Source organism: Pseudoalteromonas luteoviolacea (assembly GCF_001696455.1).
Lineage (GTDB): Bacteria > Pseudomonadota > Gammaproteobacteria > Enterobacterales > Alteromonadaceae > Pseudoalteromonas > Pseudoalteromonas luteoviolacea_C.
Genome location: NZ_MAUJ01000003.1, coordinates 130,415 through 154,554 on the forward strand (window position 1 = coordinate 130,415; position 24,140 = coordinate 154,554).

Genomic DNA, 24,140 nt, shown 5'->3' on the forward strand with positions numbered 1-24,140 from the left:
ACACGTCTTATGTCGAACTTATGGTTGTTCAAATTCAACTTGGACTCACACGCTGGTTTACTTCGCTATTTTGAGTTAACTGCATAGCGCCGTTATTGAGAACTTCAATCCTTAAAAGCGCAATTAAGCTATGTGACATCATCTATTTAATGAAAAATTCACAGCCTTAAATTTTATTCGAAAGACATAATTGCTTTGAGAGAAGGCATTTAAACCATTGCCCGCTACAAATATGACTTGAAAAAGATTTTTCATAGCAACCAAAGACATAGTCTCTCCTTAGAAAGTTGAAATACGCATTCTTTCAATTACGGGTAGGACAACTAGTTTAGTAACAAATACAAAACATTCCATTACATATTATTACGCCGAGTGCAGACAATTCGCTCAGCCCCATTAATGCGTAACACGGTGTAATAGTAAACATATGCATAATAAACTAAGTTTAAATTTGAATTAGGCAAAGGAGTATCATTGATGGCTTTTCCGACCGCAGTTAACAGTCAAATTACAGATTCAGTTTCGCAAGTAAATACTAAGGTGCTGGGTGACGCACCAGCAGTTGCAACAGGTAACTTTATGATTGCAACAAGCCAAGCGCTGTCTAACGCAGCCCACAACGCAACCGTGGGGCAGCAAAATAACGCTGTCACGGCCCAAGCGGCTTTAGTTCAAGGCGTGAATACTTTGTATTGTGTGGACATGAAAGCGACATCGAAAGGGGTTACCATGATCTATCGCTAAGACCTTCGAGACGCATACTTATTTAAAAAAGAGCGTAGAAGTTATATGTCTATGCTCTTTTCATTTTACTCCTTAAAAGTTTGCCCAATAAGCAAGAGATTAACCCACCACGCTCAGGGTATGCGTTCCATCGCGATTTTATCCTCTCGCCTAACTAGTTTGTGAGTATTGCTGGCGTGTTGATTAATCCCCTTCCTTGACTATAACCCTAAAGACAAAAGCGTTACTGACCTCAACGTCTCGTATGTTCCCCCGCATTTATCCTTAAACCCACCAATTCCAACCCAAAGTAGCAGCTTTATCATAGCTAACTAAATATGCAGCTCAGGTAATACCCATTCGTAGTGCAAAGCACTTTAGTAAGCACTGCAATTAGATCTCAAAAGAGGAGAAAAATATGGCAGGACTCGTATCAATGGCCCAGCAATTCAGTGGCTTACCAATGAAATCTCTCATTGGTGGTCCGCTGAAAGCTGCGACAGATGCAAACGGTATGATGGCCCGAACACAAACTCAGTTTATGTTGAGTACGTGCTTTGAAAATGGAGGTGGCGCTAATTCACCACAAGCCAGTGGCAGTAAACTGACGCCTATCATGGTTGAGTTTGAGCTCAGTCGCCCGGTGATAAAGGCGGACGGAAGCAGCGGAGATGACGCAAAAATTACGTTAAAGCTGCCACTACTCACTTTAATTCCGCTCAACTCTTTGGCAGTCGATGATGTAAAAATCCATTTTGAAATGGAAGTCTCCAGTTCAACATCCACTGACAATGAAAAAAGTAGTGAACAGGAAACCGCTGCCAAAGCTGATATTACAGCGAAGTACAATGCGGGCCTTTTCTCCGTTGAAGTACATGGGTCGGTTTCTCATAGCAGCAAGTCTACTTCGAAGCAAAAAGAGCACTATGAGGCATCAAATAAAGCCAAATATGAAGTGGATGTTCACGCAGGGCAATTACCTCTGCCAACAGGCGTAACCACCATTATTAATGCCTTTACCAAGAACATTGATCCAATCATTGAAAAAGAGTAAGCACCTACTGACACCGAATCGTGGTTACTCTGAGGAAGTTAGCAGCTTCCTCTCTTAAATAACGATAATAAGAGACATGCTATGATCGAATTTCAATCACTAATGAAAGCCATACATAAAGGCGTTAAAGACGCTGCTAAGTCTGTTGAAGGCGAAACGATTGACTTTGTTAAACGTTTTTTCGATGAACATGAAAATGACGAAGGCAAAGCACCAAGTTACTCTCCCAAAACATGTACGATGCAATTTCCAAGTAGAACTGAAGAGGGTATCGATACAGTAGAAGCCGAAGTGCCACTTCTCGCACTCGTGCCCATATCTTCACCAAGGATCACGGAAGTGAAGTTTAAAACAGACTTGGAAATAAGCACAAATGAGCAAGACAAACTCATGGTCACTTTCGCCAAAAACACGACAAAATCAGGGTTTCGCGACAAAATAATCGGACCAAGTGGTGGAGAGAACACCGCCAATGCACAGCTAGAAATCACTTTAACCGGTAATGAGCCCCCAGAAGGCCTTAAAAAGCTCATTGAAGGTTACGAGCGCGCACTTCGAGCACAAATTCCAGGATAAGTTATAAAAAGGACTTCGCATGAACAACAATATTGCCTCACAGTTTTCTGGATTGCCTATGAAAGCGCTGATTGGTGCGCCGCTAAAAGCCGCAACCGATGCAAACGCGATGATTGCAAATGCACAGACTCAGTTTCTCCTCACAACCTGTTTCGAAAAAAGCCCAGATGATGATAGCCAGCTAGTCCCAACAATGGTCAACTTTACATTATCTCGTTCTGTTATTGATAAAGATGGCGTCATTGGCAAGTCTCCGATTAAAATGGATATCTCTATTCCGCTCATGACCTTAATTCCCATTAATTCGCTCGCCATAGAAAAGCTCAAGGTGTCTTTCAACATGGAAGTGAAAAGCTCGAGGGAAATAAAAAAGAAAGAGACTCTAGAACATCAGGAGGAGAGCTCCACTTCAATTCGCAGAATGCGGGGGCGAGCGCAGGGGCGACCGCAGGGGCGACCGCAGGGGCGACCGCAGGGGCGGAGACAGCGCAGAACCCAATCTCAAAAGCAAAGCAATCCACAAAACACACAACCAAATCAATCACATGAGTTTGAGACTGAATTGCATGGCTCGCTCGCCAAATCACACCAAGGAGAACAGCAGCAAACTAGCTCGGCCCACGCAAGCTATGAAGTTACGCTTGAAGCTGGTCAACTCCCTTTACCCAATGGGATCACCACAATTTTAGAAATATTTTCAAAAAATATGATGCCACTCCCCAGTAAACAATAAGGAACTAACTATGAGTATAAAATCAAAAATTGACTGCCCTGAATGCACTATGCCAATTTACTTCGAATCAAATTTGCTTTTAGCAGGACAATCTTTTTCCTGTTCAAACCCAAATTGCGATGTATCTATTGCGCTCACAGCCACCGATAAAGAGGTTGTATCAAATGCGTTTAATAAGTTTGAGCAGATCCGTGAAAGTGCCACGACACAAGCTGGCCGCCATGACTCGTAGCCCAACTCACCCAGCGTCATCATCACAGTGTGGGTTACGTTTTATGAAAACAGATTTAATGGTTACTTGAAAAAATACCGGCTACATAATGCCTGAGTGCCTAAAAAGAAACTTTGCGTATTAAAGTGAATGAAAAGGCCTAGTTATTATGATGGAACACACTAGGCCTGAAGTATTTACCGAGAGGCTATGAAGGTAAAACACACCCTGTGCATTACCTCATATTTGAAGTTTTGTCTTATTGAGAGACAACCACTGTGTTATTGGGGTGCAATACAGGGCAGTCCCATAAATGTGTTCTAGTGCCGTTTTGACCAGAGGGCGCATCAACACAACGCGATGGCTCTAATACTGTTTTAAGCTGCTGATTTATGTATTTAAATGCTTGAGTCGGACTGTTGTTACAATCCCAAACCATCAGTCTTTCCCCATTGCTTGTCGCAGAGTTTCTGTAATCTAAACACTTGTTGTAGTTCATCTTGCTTCTAACTTTGCCGTCATTAGTAAATAACCACCTCTGATTTGCACCGCCGTGACAATCATGTACAACAACGTCCTGTCCATTTGCTGGATGAGCGTACCAAATATCCAAACACTTACCGTGAATTTTAAGCTCGACGTGTTTTTCGATGCCTAGGTAATTGTCATCCCATGTATGTGGATCTGCCGACTCAAGCCACCTAACCGATTTTTGCATATTGGCTTTGCCTGCACTACTCCACGAGAACAAGAAGTCTGAATCCTGAGGTAAACACAAATAGTTGTCTTCCCACGTGTGCGGATCAGCAGATTCTTTGATTTGTGTACAGCGCATCCCATTAATCGGCCCTGCATATGACCATTTCATGCCAATATCTTGCGACGAACAAAAGTAGTTGTCATGCCAAGTATGCGGATCTGCGGGCTCTAACGTTTGGACACAGTACATACCCGGTACAATACCAAAAGATTTAAATACAAATGAAACACCACCAACCGATGTATGTTGATCGGTTTGAGTCACACCCGTGATTGAGCTGATAGACAGATCTTCATTAGGGTTGTTACAGTTACCAACCGCAGTTTGAAGTCGGCCATTTTGACACTGTTTAAACACAACCTGCCTAGATGTACCGCCAACTTGCATGTTTACTGACTTGCTGCTCACGCCAACCGCCGTCATTTTATGCTGATTTCTCAGTGACGTAATATCAAATAAATTCAATAAGCTACTTGTACTAAGCGGCGCGAATGCCAAAGTTACTTTGAGATTTTTAACCGTATTGGCAATACTAAAACTGTTCCCTGTGACGTCTTTTGGCAAGCTCTTATGATAACCAACCGCAAATTTAATAGCATTGTCCGGTGTTCCAGGGTTCACGGCTTGTACGAAGAAACTCATAATCGGCTGGTCGCGATGCGTATGATGACCATGCTTTATACGTTCTAATTCATTGATATCAACAGCGACACCGACACCAACATTACCTTTATTTACCATAAACATAATTGACTGCGCGTTATCGCGGTTTTTTACTTCATCTGCAACCCGCTTAAGGTTGTTGTAGTCGATGTCTCTGATTAATGTGTAAACGACTTCTTTTGCTAGTTCAACGTTGTTTGAGTTAATACCATCAAGTAAAGACTCTAACTGGGTTACATAGTGTGCATTGCCAATTGCAGTGCTGGCAAAACTTTGAAGGTGTGCTAATTTCTGCTGTTCTGATGTAAAATATGTGCCCAGTTGATTTATTGAAGTGAGGCTTTGAGCCACAGCAATTGCCTGTCCTGTAATCGCTCTTGAATCTACACCTACTGCATCTGTGGCTTGGTTAACTACATTGGCACCTTGTTTTAAAACTGTAATGGCCACATTGGTCACGGGGCTTGTTACATCCTGAACAACCGTCGCTACTTGGCTAACCGCACTCCCAATTGACCCAACTGGATCTTTAAAAAAGTCTCCGATACTTCCCCAGCCAAATGCATTCGCTTGATTCGTAAATACTAACGAGCCAGTAGCCAATGACGCCACAACTGCTGAACTTACCACCCCTTTTCGTAAACCCATTTTCAAACTCCAAAATTAATGTAAAAACAACACAAGAGCAAAGCCCTTAACATCTGCTCCGAATCGTTTAATAAAGTACATTAATGAATTACCTAAAACCATTACACGGCATTACAAATGTAAACCCGCTGATAATAAATAAACAAAAGACCAATACATAATACCGAGATAAATGACCTTAACTTCTGCAAGGCAGAATAAACTATTGCAAAATACGTCACTTCAGGCACGAAAACTTTCGGCACCACGATATGACGCTGATCAAACTCGTATCGTCTGCTGCACATTATGATTAGTTAACATAAGAAAGAAGGTTAAAATTTATATATCTCATAGTGATAGAGGGAAAGTCCATGGGTAGTTGTATTTGGAGTGACAGCGCAATACAGTACGCGAAGTCAGCAAAAAACATTTCTTTTTACAAAGACACCGCTAGATTTAGCGCTGAGATTATAGGCAAGTATGACTACAACCATTTTGTTGATTTAGGCTGTGGTTCATCTAATTTAGTTCTGGACGCCTTGCTTAACTTCCACCCAAATAGAAGAGTCACCTGTGTGGACGCAGCCAAGGGGATGGTCGCAGTCGCCAAACATAATAGCTTGCACACCAATGCCGAGTTTATGTCTGGTTTCTCAGAGAACATACACTTTGCTCCAAACTCCATCTGCTGCTTTCTCGCAAACTCTGCATTTTGGATGTTCGATTTTGATAAAACACTTCCGCTGATTAAGTCTCAGCTAAAACATAGAGGTGGGTTACTCGTTAACTTTTCCGAGTGGGATCTGCAAGGCCCTGTGCAAGACGAGTCGCGATACATCGCGATAGATCAGCAGCTTAAAATACTTGGTTTTGAACAGAAGAAACACAAAGGTACACCAAAAAAATACTGTAAAGAGCATTTGATTCAAATTATTGAACAGTATGGTTTTACAGTATCTGAAGTCATTACGAAAACAGTGACTGTGACAAAACAAGATTGGATTGAGTTTTACAAAATTCCCGCCATCGCTAGAAAGAGCCTACCTCACCTAAGCTTAGATGATGCCCTGACCACGCTTAGTTTGGCAATGAATGAACTGCCAGAGAGTTACACTCATCACATGAAGTGGCTTTTTATAAAAGCCGTTAAAATATAGGACAAAAGCGCTTTTAAACGTCAAAAGCGCTATGAGCCAAATAAACCTGATTTAATTGGCTTTCTTAATCTCTAGAATTAGATTATTTTTATGATAGCTAAAATCTGTATGACTTAAATTTCTGCCATTCACCCCATAGACTTTGTCAAACGGTGTAGAAACTGAATTTGGATTAAATGAAGAGGTCATATCATTTGTATTTAGATCTAATGCACTTGCAGTGGTAATAAATGTTGGCTTACGATTATTAGAAAGTAGATTGTTCGTCACTCTGCGAATATTGCCATTCCCGTCAAAAAACTCTTGCAGCATTTGCCCTGTAATCGTATATGAGCCAGGTGCATTATCGAAGTTATGGCTTCTGTAATAATGGCCCATTTTGTATTTACTACTTATATTAAGTGACTTTAGAGTATAATAGGTGTCACCATATACACTATAATCTACTTCAAACCTCGCCATTTGAGTATTGGTAGGTAACCCTGCTGAAGTGCCCGTATAACTACCATTTGAAAAGGCAACATTATATGTTGATGGATAGCCTTCGTCTGCTAACTTTCTGAAGTACTGGTAGCTTTCCTTACCTGTTACCAATAGTTGAGCTGCCACTCCCTCTGTCAAGCTTGCATACATGCGCCTTGCGTTTTTGCGAGCTCTGTCGCAAGAACTGCTCCAAGAGCACCCTCGAGCATCTTCTAATCGACCTTTTATTCTTCCGATTGTTTCTGTAATTGTATAAGGAATATTGGCCCCTTTATGTGGCGTATCAATAGAAATATAATTAAAGACCTCATGGTTATATCGACTTGACTCTATAAAATTCAGCGCTTTCTTGGCAAGTATGCCACCATAGCTATAACCAACCATTGAACTTTGATGGTTGCCCCGCTTCATCTTAGTTTCAATAAAGTGAACTAACTGCGCGGTGTGCGGGACTAACTTATCACTTGTGTTGACATATTCTATGAAGACGATATCTCTTCCGGCGTTAAGTAACGGTATAAAAACATCGCGAAGACGATAATCATACCAATACTTATTAAACTCATGATGGCCAGTACTGATCCCATCAGCCGTCACATTTAATCCTTTGATAAAATAAACTGGTTTATCGAGCACACCATCTCTCGACTTTATAATACGAGCGTTTAGTGAAGCTATCGGAAAGCATGCTGCTTGCCGACACTCAGGGTATGATGAGTAAGACAAGTCAAGCTGTTGATCATTTTGAACATTATATTGCTGACCACTATCTAACTTTATATACTGCCCTTCGCGCATTGGATAGCCCACATTATTGTACCACATGTAGTGTTCAACATATTCCAACTCACTTGATGGGTAACCCTCCACTGTACTTGCTAGGTTAAATTGAGAGTAAAAAGCAAGTGCTAAAATTGATATTTTTTTAATACTGATCATTTTTCTTCCTTGCGAGTAAAATCGCATTAAATTAATACACAAAATAAAGTGACCATAATTTAGCCACAAATCTAGTGACGCAAAGCTCATTAGTTAATTTAATAAAAACTGCAAGAGTAAAAACTTTAAATAATTAAAAAAGCAACAATAAAGTTTGAAAATAATCAACAAGCAAAAACCAAACAAATATTAAAACCAGCATTACCAAAAACTTAAAAAATCAAAAACATATATACCCCTCTTTTAATCCTAATCTTTCAAACATTCATTCCAGAAGAAAAAACAAAAAAAGGTGCTTATTTTTAAGCACCTTTTTTTGTTTTACAATGTTACCATTTTAATTATCTTCGCTACCCACTTTATAACTTTATTGAGGGACCATAACTTGGCGGTCTGTTTTCAACAGCCCTGCCGAACGCCTTATTTGGCTCAGTACTTAATGTAAAGTCCAGAGTTACGGATTTATTAATATATGATTCGTCAATCCAGCTATTCAGCGTTTTAGTGCCATTTACTTCAAGCGAGTTGATATAAATATGATCGCCAGATGCACTCGGCGCATTGATAGTTAAATTACCAATTTCTGCTTTTGAAAACTGCGGGCTAGATAGAACGAGATCAGCGCGCCCAGGGTATTTAGGATACAAGCCTAAACTACTAAATACATACCATGAAGACATTTGGCCAAGGTCATCCTGACCGGGTATACCATCTGGCGTATCTAACCAAAGCTGTTTCATGGTTTCTCGCACCGTTTGCTGAGTCTTGTACGCTTCGCCGGTGTGTAAATACATCCACGGAGATAAAATAGAAGGTTGATTGGATACATCTGAAAACTCAGCTGAATCGCGATAGAGCACCCAAGTCCCATCAGGCTTTCTGAAGTGGCTGTCTAATCTCTGGCTCATTGCTTTACCACCCCCAATTGTTTTTGCAAGCCCAGCGCCATCATGAGGTACCATCCACAGATATTGAGCAGGGCTTCCCTCAACGAATAAGTGGCCAGAGAAGGGATCAAACTCATCTTTCCAAGTTTTATCCTGGTTTCGCCCTTGAATGTACCCCAAAGACTCCGTTGCCAGTGGGTTGTATAGGTTTCTCCAGTTGCCCGCTTCCTGTACGAACCTTGCTACATCTTCTTCTTTACCTAAGCGCTCTGCAAGTTGTGAAAGTGAAAAGTAACTCGAGGCTTGCTCTAGAGTTTCAGATGCCCCCTCCCAGCTATTAGACTGATCGGAGATATATCCTAGATTTTGCCATTCGTCTAACGAAGGTTTCTGACCACGACAAAATACGGGGCAGCCAATGTTAGACAAATCAAACTCGGTAGGCTGGGTGGCAGCTTTACGTAAAGAGGCATATGCGCCGGAAACATCAAAATCGTTTGCGCCAAAAGCAACAAAATTGGCAATCGCAATCGTTGAAGGGTCACCGCTCATTACGCCTGTCGGCCCTGCATTGTGGGTCCAGCGGTCCCAAATACCATTGAATTGGTTAGCTTGATTAAACAAAGACTGAGCGATATCACTGCCGCGCTTTTGATCCAATAGCGTGACTAGCTGTAACTGTGAACGATACACATCCCAACCTGAGAAATTAGCATACTGCACGTTTTGTGACTTGGACACGGTATGCACTTTCTGATCAAACCCTGTGTACTGGCCATTCACATCTGAGAAGACATTTGGATGAAATAAGCTATGATAAAGAGCCGTATAAAATACTCTCAACTTGCTATCATCATTCGAAGCGACTTTAACCTTGGACAATTCTTCTTCCCAAGTTCGGTGTGACTTTTTACGCACATCCGCAAAACTATACTCGGCTTGCTCTTTTGTTAAGTTTTCCCTTGCGTTTTCTAAACTAACATAAGAAATACCGACACGCATTTGGACTGTTTCACCATCTTTGAGATCTAGGTTTACCCATACACCAGAGCCTTTACCAATATCGGGCCAACCATTGTCACCATATCCCATACCACCTTTTGCAGTATTTGCTCCGTTCAAAATTTCACTGTCTTTCCATGCGCCAGTTCCGGTTATGGCTTTATCCAATTTTGCAACAAAATGTAGGGTGTAATAATCCCTTTGATTGTACTCACCAAGGTAGCCACAAAAGTTACCTGAAGTAACATAACCCGTTACCTCTCCTTTTTCTTGGTCTACTTTGGCATACGCATCGCCGCTGCCTAATTGAGAGTATGATGTTCTGAATAACAGCTTCGCGCCCACTGCTTTCTCAAATGTGAAATTTGCTATACCTGTTCGAGTCGTTGCAGCGAGCTCAACATTGACACCATTATCCAGTCCAACCTGATAATAGCCCGGAATAGCTGTTTCATTATCATGGCTAAACCCTGCACTGTAGTAGCCATTGATTGGATCCTTTGCAGGCGAAAAAGTAACCTCTTTGGTAAAAGGCATGACAGGAATATCGCCCGATGCGCCTAAGCAACCTGTACCTGATAGCCGCGTAAACGAAAACCCTTTGACTCGACTAGCCTGATAGTTGTATCCGCCAGGTGATACTGGAACGCGTTTATTTTCCTCCAATATTTTTTTAGAGATCCTTTCTGATTCAGCTAATAGGTCTTCTGTATAAGCATGTTCGGGTCCGAAGTTAAACATGCCAAATGGTACTAAAGCGCCAGGCGTTACATTACCAGCTTGCCTGTGATTAAACGGCCCTTTAGTGCCAATAAGTGGATCTACATAAGAAACCACCTCGGTCACGTAATTAGGTTCTATTTTTACTTGTTCTTCTGGACCTTGTTTACTATCGGTTGGCGTCTTTTCGCACCCTGCCAATACAGCACAAGACAAAGATAAAACGGCCAGATGTTTAACTTTTTTATTATGAATCATTCTAACTCCGCACCCACTTGGATCGTTCCAATTTTTATTGAAATATGTATTTGGTCACAGGACACTCTGCCATTATTTTACATGTTTGTACAATTTTAATGCGATTATTTGATGGATACTAGCGATGGATAACATTGTGTTAAGCAACCTACATTGCACAAGGCCCACATAGATATGCCAAAAATGCACACAATCAAACTCACTCAAGGCTTAAAAGTCATCCAATCTATAAATTTATACAGTTTTGACAATTGAAACGCGCAATTAATAAGGTAAAAGTACTTTATATCAATAATCTAATAAAAAATGAGACAAGGGATGGCGAGATCAAGGTTTAACATACTCAATGCCATCACGTCTAACTTGGTTGCTGACTTTTAAGTACCCACGCCTTTAGTTTCTCTAGTACTTTACCCGCTTCTATCGGCTTGGTGATATAATCGTCCATACCTGCGTCAAGGCATTTTTGTTTGTCCCCCAACATCGCATTCGCGGTCATTGCGACAATAGAAATATCAACTTGGTTTGAACCAGCCGCCCCTGCTCTGATATTTTTTGTCGTTTCATAACCGTCCATTTTTGGCATTTGACAATCCATTAGTACAATGGAGTATGGTTGCGAGCTATCGACTTCAGCAAGTTTAGCCAGTGCCTCAACACCATTTTCAGCAAGCTCTGTGGTAACACCTATCCCATTTAAAATACGCATAGCAACTATCTGGTTTACTTTATTGTCTTCAACCAGTAATACACGGGTACCGTTCGCCCAAATATTATCTTCAACGAGCGTATCTCTGTGTTGCTTCTGAGTACTGTCTTGTATTGCCCCACTGCTATCTGCCACGCCTTTTAGTGTAGAAAGCGCGGCTAATAAATCATTCATAGTTGCTGGTTTTGAAAAGTGCCCATCTAATGTCACTGAACTATTCTCAATAGCATCATAATGCTCGCTGAGTAAATTCATCATTACAAGCTTAATGTCTTTATACTTCTCTTGTTTTCTAATTTGTTTGGCCAATGATTCTCCACTCATATCAGGCAATGCTTTATTAAAAAAGACAATATCGATATGCTCAGAGGATAAAATCTGCAATGCTTGCTCTGCGTTGGTTGTATCAAATGTCCTAACCCCCCAATGTGCCAATTGCCTGCGAATAGCTTTGTTGCTAGAGGTAACTGGGTCGACTAGTAATGCGCCCAGATTTAAGCTTGCAAATGAGGTTGATTGTTGATTTTGCTTGTCACTTTTTGCCACCAAACAAGTAAACTCAAAGCAACTACCATGATTTACTTTACTGGAAACACTGACATCGCCGTTAAGTAACTGACAAAGTTTTTTCGTGATGCTGAGCCCCAGTCCGGTTCCGCCATACTTACGCGTCGTCGACGCATCGACTTGGATAAAAGAGTCAAATAAGCTGGACAATTTCTCTTGCGGAATTCCAATCCCTGTGTCCTGTATCTGACAGGTCAATAGTAGGTTATTCTCAGTTTTAGCTGGCTCCAATTTCGCGCTGATGACAATTTCACCAATCTCAGTAAATTTAATCGCATTACTTAAAATATTAGTAATTATTTGCCTGATGCGACCAGGATCCGAATTTACAAGTGATTCATTAACATCAACTAAATCAACAATGATACTGACGCCTTTTGACTGCGCAGAAAGCGCCATTGACTCACATAGCTGCTCTATCATTTGCTTTAAGTCAAAGTCGATAAGCTCCAATTCCAGCTTGTCTGCTTCTATTTTAGAAAAGTCCAAAATATCATTGATTAAGGTCAGTAGAGAATGCGCGCTCGTGCTCGCAATACTAACAGAGTGAGCCTGTTCAGGTGTCAGGCTGCTATGCTTCAAAAGCTCTAACATACCTAATACACCATTCATCGGTGTTCTAATTTCGTGACTCATATTGGCCAAAAATTCAGATTTCAAGCGCGTCACTTCTTCTGCTTTTTTGAGTGCCACTTCAAGATCTTTAGCTTGCATTTTCAACGAAGCTGTTTTTTCAGACACTTGCTTTTCAAGTTGAATAACAAACTGTTTTTGTCTGTCTATCTCGGCTTTTTGTAACTTTGTGCGCAGGTAAATGACGGTAAAAATGATCAGTGCAACGCTCAACCCATAAAGACAATACGCCCACCAAGTTTTCCAAGGGGGCGGTGCGACATGCAACTGAATAGATAAAATGTTTGCGCCCCATTGCCCATTGCTATTCGTGGCCTTGACTTGAAAAGTGTATGTTCCGCCATCCAAATTGGTAAATGAAGCTGTATTTCTATTTCCTATTTCTATCCAGTTATCGTCATACCCATCTAACTTGTAGGCATACTGGTTTTTACTTGGGGATACAAAGTCCAATACCGAGAATTCAAAAGAAAAAATATAATCTAAGTAAGAGAGATAAATATCATCTACATGCGCATAAGGCCTATCAAGTTTGACCGGTTGACCCATTTTATTAAACCCAGTCAGTACCAAATTAGGATCATTGCGATTTGATTTTAATGGCTGCGTACTAAAATACTCTACACCGCGTTGACTGCTTGTGAAAAGGATATGATTTTTGCCCTTTATCAAACTGCTGGGATAATAATTTAAACCGAGGACCCCATTGCGGCTGTCAAAATTTCGTACAACTCCTGTAGATGGTGAAAACTTAGTGATCCCCTTATTCGTCGTTAACCACAAATTTCCTTTTGTGTCGTCTGAGATCGCACGGATTAGATTACTGGGCAGACCATTTTGGGTACTATAGTGTTTAAAGGTATTTGTTTCTTCTTGAAACAAGTTCAACCCTTGCTGAGTCGCAACCCAAATAGCCCCATCTTGTGATTGATGAATGTCTTGAACAATACTGCCAAGTAAACTATCAGCTTTGTATTTATCATTTACAAACGACTTAAACTTCTGCCGAGATTCCTGCCACAAATTGACCCCGTCTCCAGTCCCAACCCAAATATTCTGAGACTTATCTTTGTATATGGTCAATACCTCGGGGTGTGATAAACCATAAGATGAATCTAAATGCTTGAAAGTATTTGTATTTGGATTGTAAATATACACGCCATTTTTGTAGGTACCAATCCATAGATTGCCATGATGATCTGTTGTCAGTGCACGGATCTCTCTAAATTCTCTATAGTGTGGTTCAGTACTGGGATAATGTATGAGCTCACTGGTATTGGTATCTAAGTAGAACTTAGCGATTCCTCTGTCTAAAGCCAGCCACAAAATGTTTTGTTTATCTAAATGCAAAACAGGGCGCTCAAGCAGCACATTGTCTTCAAATCCATTACCTTTGTTAAAGACAGGCGGAGACAATTGGTGCAAGGTTTGTGACGACACCTCCCACTTCAATAGCCGAGACTCCGAATTGACAATTAACAGATCTCCGCTTTTATCGGCGGTAATACCATTTGGTGCTATCAAATCAGGGCTATTAATTGATTTAAATTTACGGTGGGGTACCAACTTGAATATGCCGTGAACTTCATTGGTGATCCAGATGGTTTTTGCGCTATCTTCAAATATGATTCTAAGTCCATTGTTATGCTCAAGTTCTAACTGTACTAGTTGATCACTGACATTAGACTTTCTGAAAACGCCTTTACTTGTCACAAACCAAATAAACCCCTCTTGATCTTCAATCATTGAGTTCACTTGGCCCAAATGAACGCCATTCACGACCCCGATTTCCGAAAACTCTCCCGTTGATAAATCAAATGAAAAAGGGCCAACTTGCGTACCGACAAAAAGCATCCCTTGCGAAGTTTTCAGTATATGTCTTATTTCATTGGCACCTGTTGGCGTATCATTACTAGGATCAGGAAAAAAGTAGCGAAAGGTGTTGTCGGTTTTATCATACAAGTTCAAGCCGTAACTCGTTGCAATCCACAAGCTGTCGATATCATTATTTTCTATGTCCCAAATACGATTATGTGACAACCCTTCATTGATGCTCGAGCCTACTTGAATGTGTTCAAAGCTATCTTTTTCTATGTACTTATTTAAACCTTTATCATACGACCCTAGCCAAATAGACCCGTCTAGATCGTGATACAGAGACTGTATTCTATTTGCAGAAATGGAGTCAGACCGCTTGGGGTCGTGTACAAAATTCTCAAATTGGCCAGTCGTCGGATCGTAGCGGTTCGCGCCTCCTCCCCATGTTCCCACCCATATATTACCTTCTCTATCGAGCATGAGATTGCCAGCATCATTGTGAGACAGTCCATTTGCATTGTCGCTGTCAAACTCAAACAAAGTGACTTTACGCCCATCGTAACGCATCACACCATTTTCAGCAGTGCCGAACCAGAGAAACCCTTGTTGGTCTTGGATAATTGAGTAGATTTCAGAGGACGCGAACCCCTCTTCAGCGGTCAGTTTTTTCACCGAATATTGATTAGCAAGTATTGGGATGCTTCCAAAGCAAATACTCGGAATGACAGTCACTAATATCCATGTGATATGTAGAATTACTAAGAACTGTTTTCCCATAGGCACTGAGCAACCGTCGGAGGCTTTTAAATTTGGCTTATCGTATTAATAGGCTAGTTTATATTGCCCACGATTTCTACGCATTATGTTGTTTATTCTATAAAAATGTTAAAGGTACGCCCAGTTCATAATCAAAGTCGCCTCAGCACAACAATGCGTGCACTCCTTCGTATCCAACACAACCAAGTTTGAGGGTTTATATCTCGCACATCTAGCTATCATGTACATAGATACAAGATACTGCTACGACGAACCTACTTAAAGCTAATAATAAGAGCTTATATAAAAAGCATGATGGAAAAAACTACGAAAATTAAATAATTCATCAAATTTTCTTGACGATAAAATTTAAAAATGTACTATCAAAAAACTGAACAATATTCAGAGATTAAAATAATAAAGGAAATAATTATAATGAACTTAAAACTAAATAAAAAAAGTATTAAAAAGTTATCTTTATCAGGAAAAAAGTTAGACAAGGGAAATACTCCCCTAGTAGGCGGTGGTGCTGGTGCTTGTTCAGGTCGACCTAATTGCGTTATGGATGATCAGCCATACGATACTGCCACATCTACAAGTGTACCAGTTACTTTCTAATTACACTTCAAATAAAGTGATAATATTGAAGCAGACACTACTCTATTATAAAAACAGCAGTCTGCTTCATGTAGGTAAGTAAAAATCCGAAAATACGCTTCATCATTTACTTTACTAAATAATTCACCAACCAGATATTACCTTTTAAAAATAAACACATGGTAAACAGCCAAAAACTGTAAATGCTACGACCTAAAATTTCTCGTTAAAGTTGTACGTATATAATCAGTTTTTACATTTATTTTATTTGAATTATGAAAATCGCCCCCAGTGCTCGTAGAGGGCGAATTTAACACTTAATACTAGTGACGCTCAAACCAATCCAATATACGCGAGAGTCTTTCAACTAAGTTCGTTGGAGTGCCACTACGAGATAAAGAGTGCGTTTCACCTTTGAATATCACCATTTCAACAGGTACATCATTAGCTTTCAATGCGTAAAACCATTCTTGCCCTTGACCAATTGGCGTGATCATATCCGCATCACTATGAATTATAAGCGTTGGTGTTGAAACTTTATCTGCATATTTAAGAGGTGAACTATCCCAATACGCATCAAAATTGGTCCATAAATTACCACCAAACTCTTTTGTCATTTGATTTGGCGTATACTCTTGAGTACCGGCTTCTGAAATCCAAGAACTGACACTACGTTGTGTAACCGCAGCTTTGAATCGGTCTGTTTTGGTCGTGATCCAGTTCGTTAGAAATCCACCATGACTACCGCCAGTAATATACAGCGACTCTTTATTTACCCATTTATTTTGTGCAAGTACCTCATCAAGAAATTGCATATTATCTCTGTAGTCTGCACCACCGTAATCTTTGCGCACGGCCTTGCTATGCGCAATGCCATAGCCACTGCTTCCCCGATAGTTTACGTAAGCCACGGCATAACCTTGCGCCGCATACATTTGGTTTTCATGAAACCACTGATGCCCCCACATACCACCTGGGCCGCCCTTGATGTTCAAAACAAGGGGGTAAGACTTATTTTTATCAAAGTTCAAAGGCTTGTGAATAAAACCTTGAACTTCCATCCCCTTTTCATTGGTAAACCAAAGCGCTTGGGCTGGTGACAAATCTTTTTTAGAGAGAAGCACTTCATTAAACTTTGTGAGCTGAGTTAGCCCCTCTGATTTAATGTGATATCGATAAAACTCCGGTAATTCAGTCGAACTCTCCACGGTAAAAACCAAGTATTCACCATTATTAGACACAGCTAGATTTTTAATACTTCTATTTCCGTCAATTAGCTTCGTTACTTCGCCGGTTTTTACTGACACCGAAAAGAGCCTATTGGCACCATGGTCATTGGTTGTGAAGTAAAGCTGCTGATTATCTGGTGCCCAAATAGCGTGTGATGCATTCCTATCGAAGTTTTGGGTTAGATTTTTTACTTTTGAATTTTTTCCTGTAACGACCAGATCTGCTTGTTCAAAAGTTCCTTCTTGGTGCACATAGGCCAATAAGTCGTTACTTTTAGATAAGCTAACGCTGTATTGTGCATGGTCGTGATGAGTCAACGCGGTGATTTTTTTTGTCGCGATTTCTAGACGAAAAATGTCTGAATTTGAATCGCCTTCGTACTCAAGACCAGTTCTATTTGCGTGAAAATAAACATATTTGCCATCGTTAGTCACAACAGGGCTATTCGCGTTCCAACTTTCACCGGAGGTTAACTGCGTTAATTCTTTCGTTTTGATATCAAATAAAAACAGGTGCCTACGTTTGTCGCTTAAATAGCCAGATCCATTTCCCATATACTTGGCCTGTTTCACGACGACAATGTCAGGTGCAGCACGTTTTTTTGATGTACTTTTTAATTCAGAGTCGTTCACATCACCTGGGGTGTTATCCTCTGCGCTAACACTCAAAGTCAACAGCAGCTTGTCACCTGATGGCAACCACTCAAATCCAGAGAGGCTTTGTGTCAATGCGGTAACCTGTTTGGCTTCTCCACCGTTAGCTGGCATTATAAAGACTTGAGGCTTGCCATCGGCAGAACGGATAAACGCAACTTTACTGCCATCGGTAGACCACCTCGGTGCGCGATCGCCTGTGCCTTGCGTAAACTCAGAAACCGCGCCTAATTTATTGATTTTATAGATCTGACTATGACGACCGCTGGCATCTTCATTTACTGTTCTTTTCACAAATAAGATGGATTCATCATTGGGCGCTATTTGAGGCGAGTCCATAAATACAAAATCAAAATAGTCCTCTGGCATCAAACCGCCCTTACCATCAATGGTCGCTGACACTTCAGCATGCCAAGTGACCATAAGCGTAGGCAGTAACACACAGCTCAATGACTTAAGAGACTTGAGTTTTTTTATCATATCAATACTTCCAAAAAGCGAAACCTGACCTGTCAGGCATACATGTTGTGGCAACGAAAATCTAATTTCCTGAGTTAAGAAATGATTAATGTTCGGTTTATTCCAGCTTCTAGGGTATTAAACACAGGTATCAAAGTCTCAAAAATTCTGTGAACTGCACCTAATACGTGGTCAATTCAGGGAGAACACATAAGGTTGGTGGCGCTAAGACTAGATAAATTAAAGGGCCTACTTGACTATAAGTCACCTAGTAGGCCCTAAACTAAGTTGTCGTCAATTAAGCTATTCTTTAATTAATGACTCAATATATTTGTACGCTGTGTTTTTAATCACATCGGTATTATTTCTAATATCTTCCACGGTTGGGTATACAAGCACATCAGGTTGTACACCCACACCAATCAGTTTACTCCCATCAGCTTGACGAACTTCAGCCCCTGTAAAATAAACAACCATTCTATTCGGTCCGCTGCCGCCGAAGAGTAATTCTGTCACGTCTCCATTGATCCCGTTTGTCACTTCGCCGACCACTGGAATATTTAGGTTTTGAAAAAAGGCCAATACAAATTCATTGCGGCTAACACTATACCTGCTACTTAACACGACCATAGGTTTGTTTAGTACCTTACTGATCCCTGACCTCGATACGTTTACTTCGTGTACATACCTCTGTTCATAGTCAGGGTGGTTGGATATACGGTTGTAATACGCAGGCCCTTCAATTTCTCCATCATGAATTACCATCAAGAAATTCTGCCATGCAAGCCAATCGCTTGGATAACTACGAAGATCAACAATTATCCCGCTAGCTTGTTCAAGCTTGCTAATAAAGCTAGGAAGCTCTTCGTTTGTTACCTGACTTAAATCGAAATAATGAATGTTGTTATCTAGTATCTGATGCTTAGCTTGACCACTGTGTTTATACCTAGCCGCGGCACGATTGTAGCTTTGATATTGTAATTGATCCGTTTTAAGTTGCAGCGATGACAATTGATTGTCTTTATTTTTAACATCTAACGTAATGGTGTCTGTTGGATTGGCTCTCAGCATAACTTGAGTGCCTAAAACCTTACTTTTAGCTGTTTTTTCAGTAGCCATAGAATAGGCCAACTTTTCTTTAATTAGATCATGAATGTCCTGCCCATCAACAGCTACGAGCTCGTCACCAACTTCCATTCCTTCGATGCTCGCACCTTTGTAAATCAAGATAGGCTTACCCTCTACCATTTCAAATCCGGCATCTGGCCAATAATATTGAGTTGGAATATCATAGGAAAATAAATGTATATGATTATCTTGTAGCTTGGTTAACGAATATTTCAGTGCATCACCTATTTTTTGTCCGTCTTGGGTCAGGCAAGCAGTCAGTAAAGGCCTCAATTCAGATTTCCAATTGACTGGAATATGATGAAAATATTGGCCAAAGTGCTCCATTACGCCCCAAACTTTGCTCATGTTACCAAAACAAAAATACGGATTTTCAAGCGTGTTTGGAATATTTACATTATCAGGTATTTTAAAAGGTACACCTTCTTTTGCAGAGGTATTTGCCATAAGCAGCATGGGTACCCTGACATATACACCATTTACCTCGGTATAGTACACCTGTTGCTGAGGTAAGAAAGGCTCAGTATGTAAGTCCCCGTATTTTATGGTGTTTAATTGCCTATTAAATAAGTAATGGCCTCGTTTACCAGGATAGCCATTATTTCTCCACCCTGCGACTTCACTCTCTCTGCTCAATCTTTCAGGCTCAGTGAGGTAGTCATTGAAAGTGACATGCGGTGCCACTTCACTAAACAAATGCGTTAGCTGTGCAGCAAAGTCTTGAGATAAGTTTTGCTGAATATAATAAGTGCCATATTTAGAAAAAGCCTCCCAATTCGTTGCTTTAACAGAATCACTAGGATGATAATACTCCACAATATTAGAGATTTTAGCGAAGGCCTCAATTCTATCCAATGCATATTCACGCTCGTTGTCGCTACTTGCATTAGCTGCAGATGTGCTGATTAATAAAATGGGAAGTATAGCTTTAATATTATTATTCATGAAATATCCTTTTTATTTACAAGGTGAAATAAAAATAACCTCAAAATTTAAACTTAGTCAATTAACCTTGATAAATTATGCATAAATTAATCAAAAGACCGTAAAAGCAATTTTATTACCAACAAACACGCACCCTTAAACATAAAATAAAAAACCCAAAAAACAGATAAAGAAAAAATAATTTACCAAAAATCACAATCGTTAAAAATTAATGAGAAATAATTCAAGATATCAGACAGTTATAAACAATTATAAACGCAGTTAGAAAAAGTAAAAAATATTAAAAATCACATAAAACCTGCTTTAGCTAAAGGTGGGGATGATGAAAATGATAAAAGCCAGTTGTATTTCAATAAACCGGCCCGAGCTCAAGAAAACTAGCTATAAAACCGAACGCTGAGTTCATTCGTTGTATAAACAATTATTTCAATAGTATATGAATTAAAAAAGACGAAATGGCCGCCAAAATATGTTGGCCAATGAACAGTGCCCAATACAGCACATAACCAACTGAATAATAAGAACGCTCAATACCTGTGCTGCCACGACCAATTTTTTAATGAGTCTAAAAAAGTGTTGTGCGCATCAAACAACAGCTCGGAACATTCCTTAAAGTGTACATCATTGGATACAAGAGACTTTTTGAGTCTGCAAGTTTACTGTTCAATCAAGATTGGCTAGCGGCCATTCCCCCAACTCGAAGTCGTTAGGCGACCTTTTCAATCAAAAGTGATTTAGCTTGTTTTTTATACAATAAATTGTATATTTTATACTGACAGCGATGTCAAAACACTTTCCAAATACAACATGAAAAGAGAAAGATCATTATGAAAAAAATTTCAATGAAGGTTTTATATGCTGCCTTGTTTTGTGGACTATACAATCCAGCCTCAGCGATACAAACAGTTGACCTAGAGCAATACCGTCAGTTAATGCCTACATTTCAGGGCACTACTGACTATCGAATTCTACTGGCCGATAAGGTGACCGTTAACTACCACTGCGAAATAATTGAAACCCCTGACGGCGGGTATGATATTGATAGAGAGGGATGTAATAAACCCGGACAGTTCTATCATATTGACTGGCAGGGTGAATTCCCCAATGAGATTAACCTAAGCGTCAGAGGTGCAACCACTACAAGTACGATTATTGAACATAAACTGTGGGCAATCGCATTCGCACATGTCAGTGCTTCTAGTCGTATTCAAATGCAGTATGGCCTTAGAAAGGGACCAACTGGTACCTTTGATCTAACAAAACCCTTCGCAACGGGTGAACACTTTGGGGATTATTTCGAGCGGCAAATGAACCCCAACTATTTTGTGTCAAAGGGACTACAAGAAAGCTCTCTTGGGAAGGATTTACCTGCCGGTGTTGACGAGGACGATGGCGTTTTACAAATAGAGTATCCGGGCAGTGCATGGGCCGAGTTACAAGGGGTCGTGGGCGGTGGTTTCCCTCTACCTTTCAAAAATCTAGACCCAAAAACCGTACTGAGTTCACATACAGGACCTGCAAGGAACATTTTAGGCTCCTCACTTAGCAGTGGGTTTTACAATGGATCAGCTTTAGCAATTGTCAGTGGCTCACTCCCATGGAATCAAGGTTCTGATTTATCACAAGATTCCATGCATTTATTCCTCCAGCAATCCAAGGATCCTGATGCACTCTCGATGTTAATGTCTTTTATGTACAACAGAGGTCCTTACGCGGCTAAAGACCAAATCCTGCGCTCTCAAGAGGTGTTTGATCACTGTGTTTCAATTAAAGAAGACCTTGAAGACGATTGGACTTGCTTCCAAAAGCAGAATGATTTTGGCGCTCGCTACATTAGACAGATCCCAGATGTTACCAATACCTTAACCAAAGCTGCTGCTCAAGGTAGTACTTACGATACTCAGCTGACTTGGAATGACATTTCCAACTACCTATCTCTTCTACAAAACTATGGTTTTTATTCTGAGTCTGTGATCAATAAGGCGAAGTTAGCCGCTGAGCAAAAGTTCAACGTACTGCAAAGCAACGGGGCCATTTCTTACCAGTCGCAGTTTGGCCAAGTACTGGAACACATTATGATTAACTTACCTGTATACGAACTAGGCGAAGGCGGCCCATACGACGAGCACGGGAAAAAGCAATTTTACCTTTACAATTACTCGCCCAAAACGTCTCTCGTTGTCACGAATAATGAAGCAGGTCAAGCTGACGTCAACGAGTTTGTTCTCTCACAAAATCGCGTTGCCGTTGATCTTAACGGTCAATTTACTCAACTTAAAGCCAGCGATGGCGCATACGATTGTACAAATGAAGCCAATGCGGCACTGGCTGCCTTAAAGGCAAGTACAGACGACACTTATGTGTCATTAAGTGCGCAGCTTAAATTTTCATTTTTAGACAATGCGTGTGCCTTTGAGCATGGACCTCACACGCCTCCACCACCAGTACAAGACGGATATTGGGATCCAAGTAAACTTTATGACCAGCCAGGTGAAGTGGTGATCGATGCGCTAGACTGCCATGAATACCGTAATGAATGGTATATAGTTGGCGGCAATGCCCCAAGCGTAGCATTCAGCCAAGATCCTTGGGGTGTATGGAGAAAGCTATCCGAGCGACCTAACAGTGCTTGTCTCAGTGATACCCCTCCGGCGGAAGGCGCTTAAACCTATTTAGATTGATCGAATTTATAAGTGTTAATTCATTCATATTTACCTTGCATCAAAGGGCTCCAATTGGACCCTTTTTTAGTTTGCTCTAACTATGTAAAACTTGCTTATTTTTATATACGTATCTTTGCAGCCACACTATATTTTGGGGTTTTTAGGTAGTCATACAGCAGGCATTGGCTACAGGCTTAGGCTCGTGTTCTCTCCAATCGAAGGTGGATTAATCTTCATGGTTTGAGTAAAAATAGGCTTGGTCAGCCATCAAGACCTTGAAGTCAAATACTGAATAGCTGTAATCACTATACAGCATCATATTCAAGCTAATTATCTATAACGTTACTTTGCCTTTTTTAAATTTTACTCAATAAAATATAGGTATAACTTTTGCTTCTTACCCTCCTCAATACGCTTTCTTGTCAAAAAACTAACAATTATGAATATTAATAACTTAAACACGGGATATTCTGGATACAACCCTCTTTTAAAATCCAATGAAGAGGACATTGAAAAATCCAAAAAAGAGCTCGCTTCAAAGACCGAAAAAGTGAGCTCTGAACCAGAAGTAGCAAAGACAGAGCAAAAAACCACAGATAAAAAAGAAGACAATAAAAGTGAAGAGGCTGTTTCTAAAGACAAAAAAGTCAGTAATATTTTATCACTTCAACAAAAAATTAAAGCCTTGCAGCTAGAGCAAAAAAAAGACGGTGTTGATAAGAGCGCTGAGCTGACAACGTTACAACAAAACCTAGAAAAAGAACTCTCAGAAATTCAATCATTGATCAGAAGTCAAGCCTCGACATATGTTAGTGGGCTTTTTTCTAATGCGCCAAACTCAAGTTCAACCCATCGAGGTATGTTCTTTAACAACAGGGCATAACCAATATAGCAGTACACGCTAATACCATTCTCAACGGGTGGTCATATCTTGTTAACGGCGCACGATTGACCGTCGAGTTGAGGGATTTTAAAGCGTGAAAAGCGCGTATCAACGACTCTGACCCCATTGGTTTTTTAACAACAGGGCATAACCAATATAGCGGTGCACGCTAATACCATTTTCAACAGATGGTCATATCTTGTTAACGGCGGACGATTGACCGTCGAGTTGAGGGATTTTAAAGCGTGAAAAGCGCGTATCAACGACTCTGACCCCATTGATTTGCATTTAGTCAAAAAGTTA

General features: G+C 40.4%; 15 protein-coding genes. 9 read left to right on the forward strand and 6 right to left on the reverse strand.

The annotated features are described in order from the left end of the window. Positions 1-477: 477 nt before the first annotated feature. The 5 genes from A7985_RS11405 to A7985_RS11425 all read left to right on the forward strand — a co-directional run bounded on the left by A7985_RS11405 (position 478) and on the right by A7985_RS11425 (position 3,318). Positions 478-744 (forward strand): RebB family R body protein, encoded by a 267-nt coding sequence (locus tag A7985_RS11405; protein ID WP_065790596.1) that lies wholly within the window; start codon positions 478-480, stop codon positions 742-744. Positions 745-1,141: 397 nt separating this feature from the next. Next, complete coding sequence (locus A7985_RS11410) at positions 1,142-1,777, forward strand: DUF2589 domain-containing protein (protein WP_063381075.1); 636 nt, start codon at positions 1,142-1,144, stop codon at positions 1,775-1,777. An 81-nt stretch (positions 1,778-1,858) separates the two neighbouring features. Next, positions 1,859-2,353: a DUF2589 domain-containing protein gene (locus A7985_RS11415; RefSeq protein WP_065790597.1), complete on the forward strand. Its 495-nt coding sequence runs from the start codon at positions 1,859-1,861 to the stop codon at positions 2,351-2,353. A gap of 19 nt (positions 2,354-2,372) precedes the next feature. Beyond that, a complete protein-coding gene (locus A7985_RS11420) occupies positions 2,373-3,086 on the forward strand; it encodes a DUF2589 domain-containing protein (protein WP_065790598.1) in 714 nt (237 codons plus the stop codon). Between the two features lie 10 nt (positions 3,087-3,096). Continuing rightward, on the forward strand, positions 3,097-3,318 hold the full coding sequence (locus A7985_RS11425; RefSeq protein ID WP_065790599.1) for a hypothetical protein: 222 nt from the start codon (positions 3,097-3,099) through the stop codon (positions 3,316-3,318). 238 nt (positions 3,319-3,556) lie between these two features. Here the strand turns inward: A7985_RS11425 and A7985_RS11430 are convergent, their stop codons facing one another. Continuing rightward, a complete protein-coding gene (locus tag A7985_RS11430) occupies positions 3,557-5,368 on the reverse strand; it encodes an RICIN domain-containing protein (RefSeq protein ID WP_065790600.1) in 1,812 nt (603 codons plus the stop codon). 353 nt (positions 5,369-5,721) lie between these two features. Between A7985_RS11430 and A7985_RS11435 the strand changes: the two genes are divergently transcribed. Next, complete coding sequence (locus tag A7985_RS11435) at positions 5,722-6,507, forward strand: class I SAM-dependent methyltransferase (RefSeq protein WP_065790601.1); 786 nt, start codon at positions 5,722-5,724, stop codon at positions 6,505-6,507. Positions 6,508-6,558: 51 nt separating this feature from the next. Here A7985_RS11435 and A7985_RS11440 read toward each other — a convergent pair whose 3' ends face one another. The 3 genes from A7985_RS11440 to A7985_RS11450 form a co-directional block, all read right to left on the reverse strand. Continuing rightward, the gene (locus A7985_RS11440) at positions 6,559-7,929 is read right to left on the reverse strand and encodes an alpha/beta hydrolase (protein WP_065790602.1); all 1,371 of its coding nucleotides are present in this window, start codon (positions 7,927-7,929) and stop codon (positions 6,559-6,561) included. 359 nt (positions 7,930-8,288) lie between these two features. After that, on the reverse strand, positions 8,289-10,796 hold the full coding sequence (locus A7985_RS11445) for a GH92 family glycosyl hydrolase (protein ID WP_065790603.1): 2,508 nt from the start codon (positions 10,794-10,796) through the stop codon (positions 8,289-8,291). A 358-nt stretch (positions 10,797-11,154) separates the two neighbouring features. Beyond that, positions 11,155-15,300, reverse strand: coding sequence for a hybrid sensor histidine kinase/response regulator (locus tag A7985_RS11450; RefSeq protein WP_081310528.1), 4,146 nt, complete (start codon positions 15,298-15,300; stop codon positions 11,155-11,157). A 414-nt stretch (positions 15,301-15,714) separates the two neighbouring features. Between A7985_RS11450 and A7985_RS11455 the strand changes: the two genes are divergently transcribed. Further along, positions 15,715-15,897, forward strand: a complete 183-nt coding sequence (locus A7985_RS11455; protein WP_065790604.1) for a hypothetical protein — start codon at positions 15,715-15,717, stop codon at positions 15,895-15,897. Between the two features lie 302 nt (positions 15,898-16,199). Here the strand turns inward: A7985_RS11455 and A7985_RS11460 are convergent, their stop codons facing one another. Continuing rightward, positions 16,200-18,239, reverse strand: coding sequence for a S9 family peptidase (locus A7985_RS11460; RefSeq protein ID WP_081310529.1), 2,040 nt, complete (start codon positions 18,237-18,239; stop codon positions 16,200-16,202). Between the two features lie 282 nt (positions 18,240-18,521). Further along, on the reverse strand, positions 18,522-20,291 hold the full coding sequence (locus A7985_RS11465; RefSeq protein WP_065790605.1) for a S41 family peptidase: 1,770 nt from the start codon (positions 20,289-20,291) through the stop codon (positions 18,522-18,524). A gap of 827 nt (positions 20,292-21,118) precedes the next feature. Here A7985_RS11465 and A7985_RS11470 point away from each other — a divergent pair. After that, complete coding sequence (locus tag A7985_RS11470; RefSeq protein WP_065790606.1) at positions 21,119-22,957, forward strand: hypothetical protein; 1,839 nt, start codon at positions 21,119-21,121, stop codon at positions 22,955-22,957. A 436-nt stretch (positions 22,958-23,393) separates the two neighbouring features. Further along, on the forward strand, positions 23,394-23,837 hold the full coding sequence (locus A7985_RS11475) for a hypothetical protein (RefSeq protein ID WP_065790607.1): 444 nt from the start codon (positions 23,394-23,396) through the stop codon (positions 23,835-23,837). The last annotated feature ends 303 nt before the right edge of the window (positions 23,838-24,140 follow it).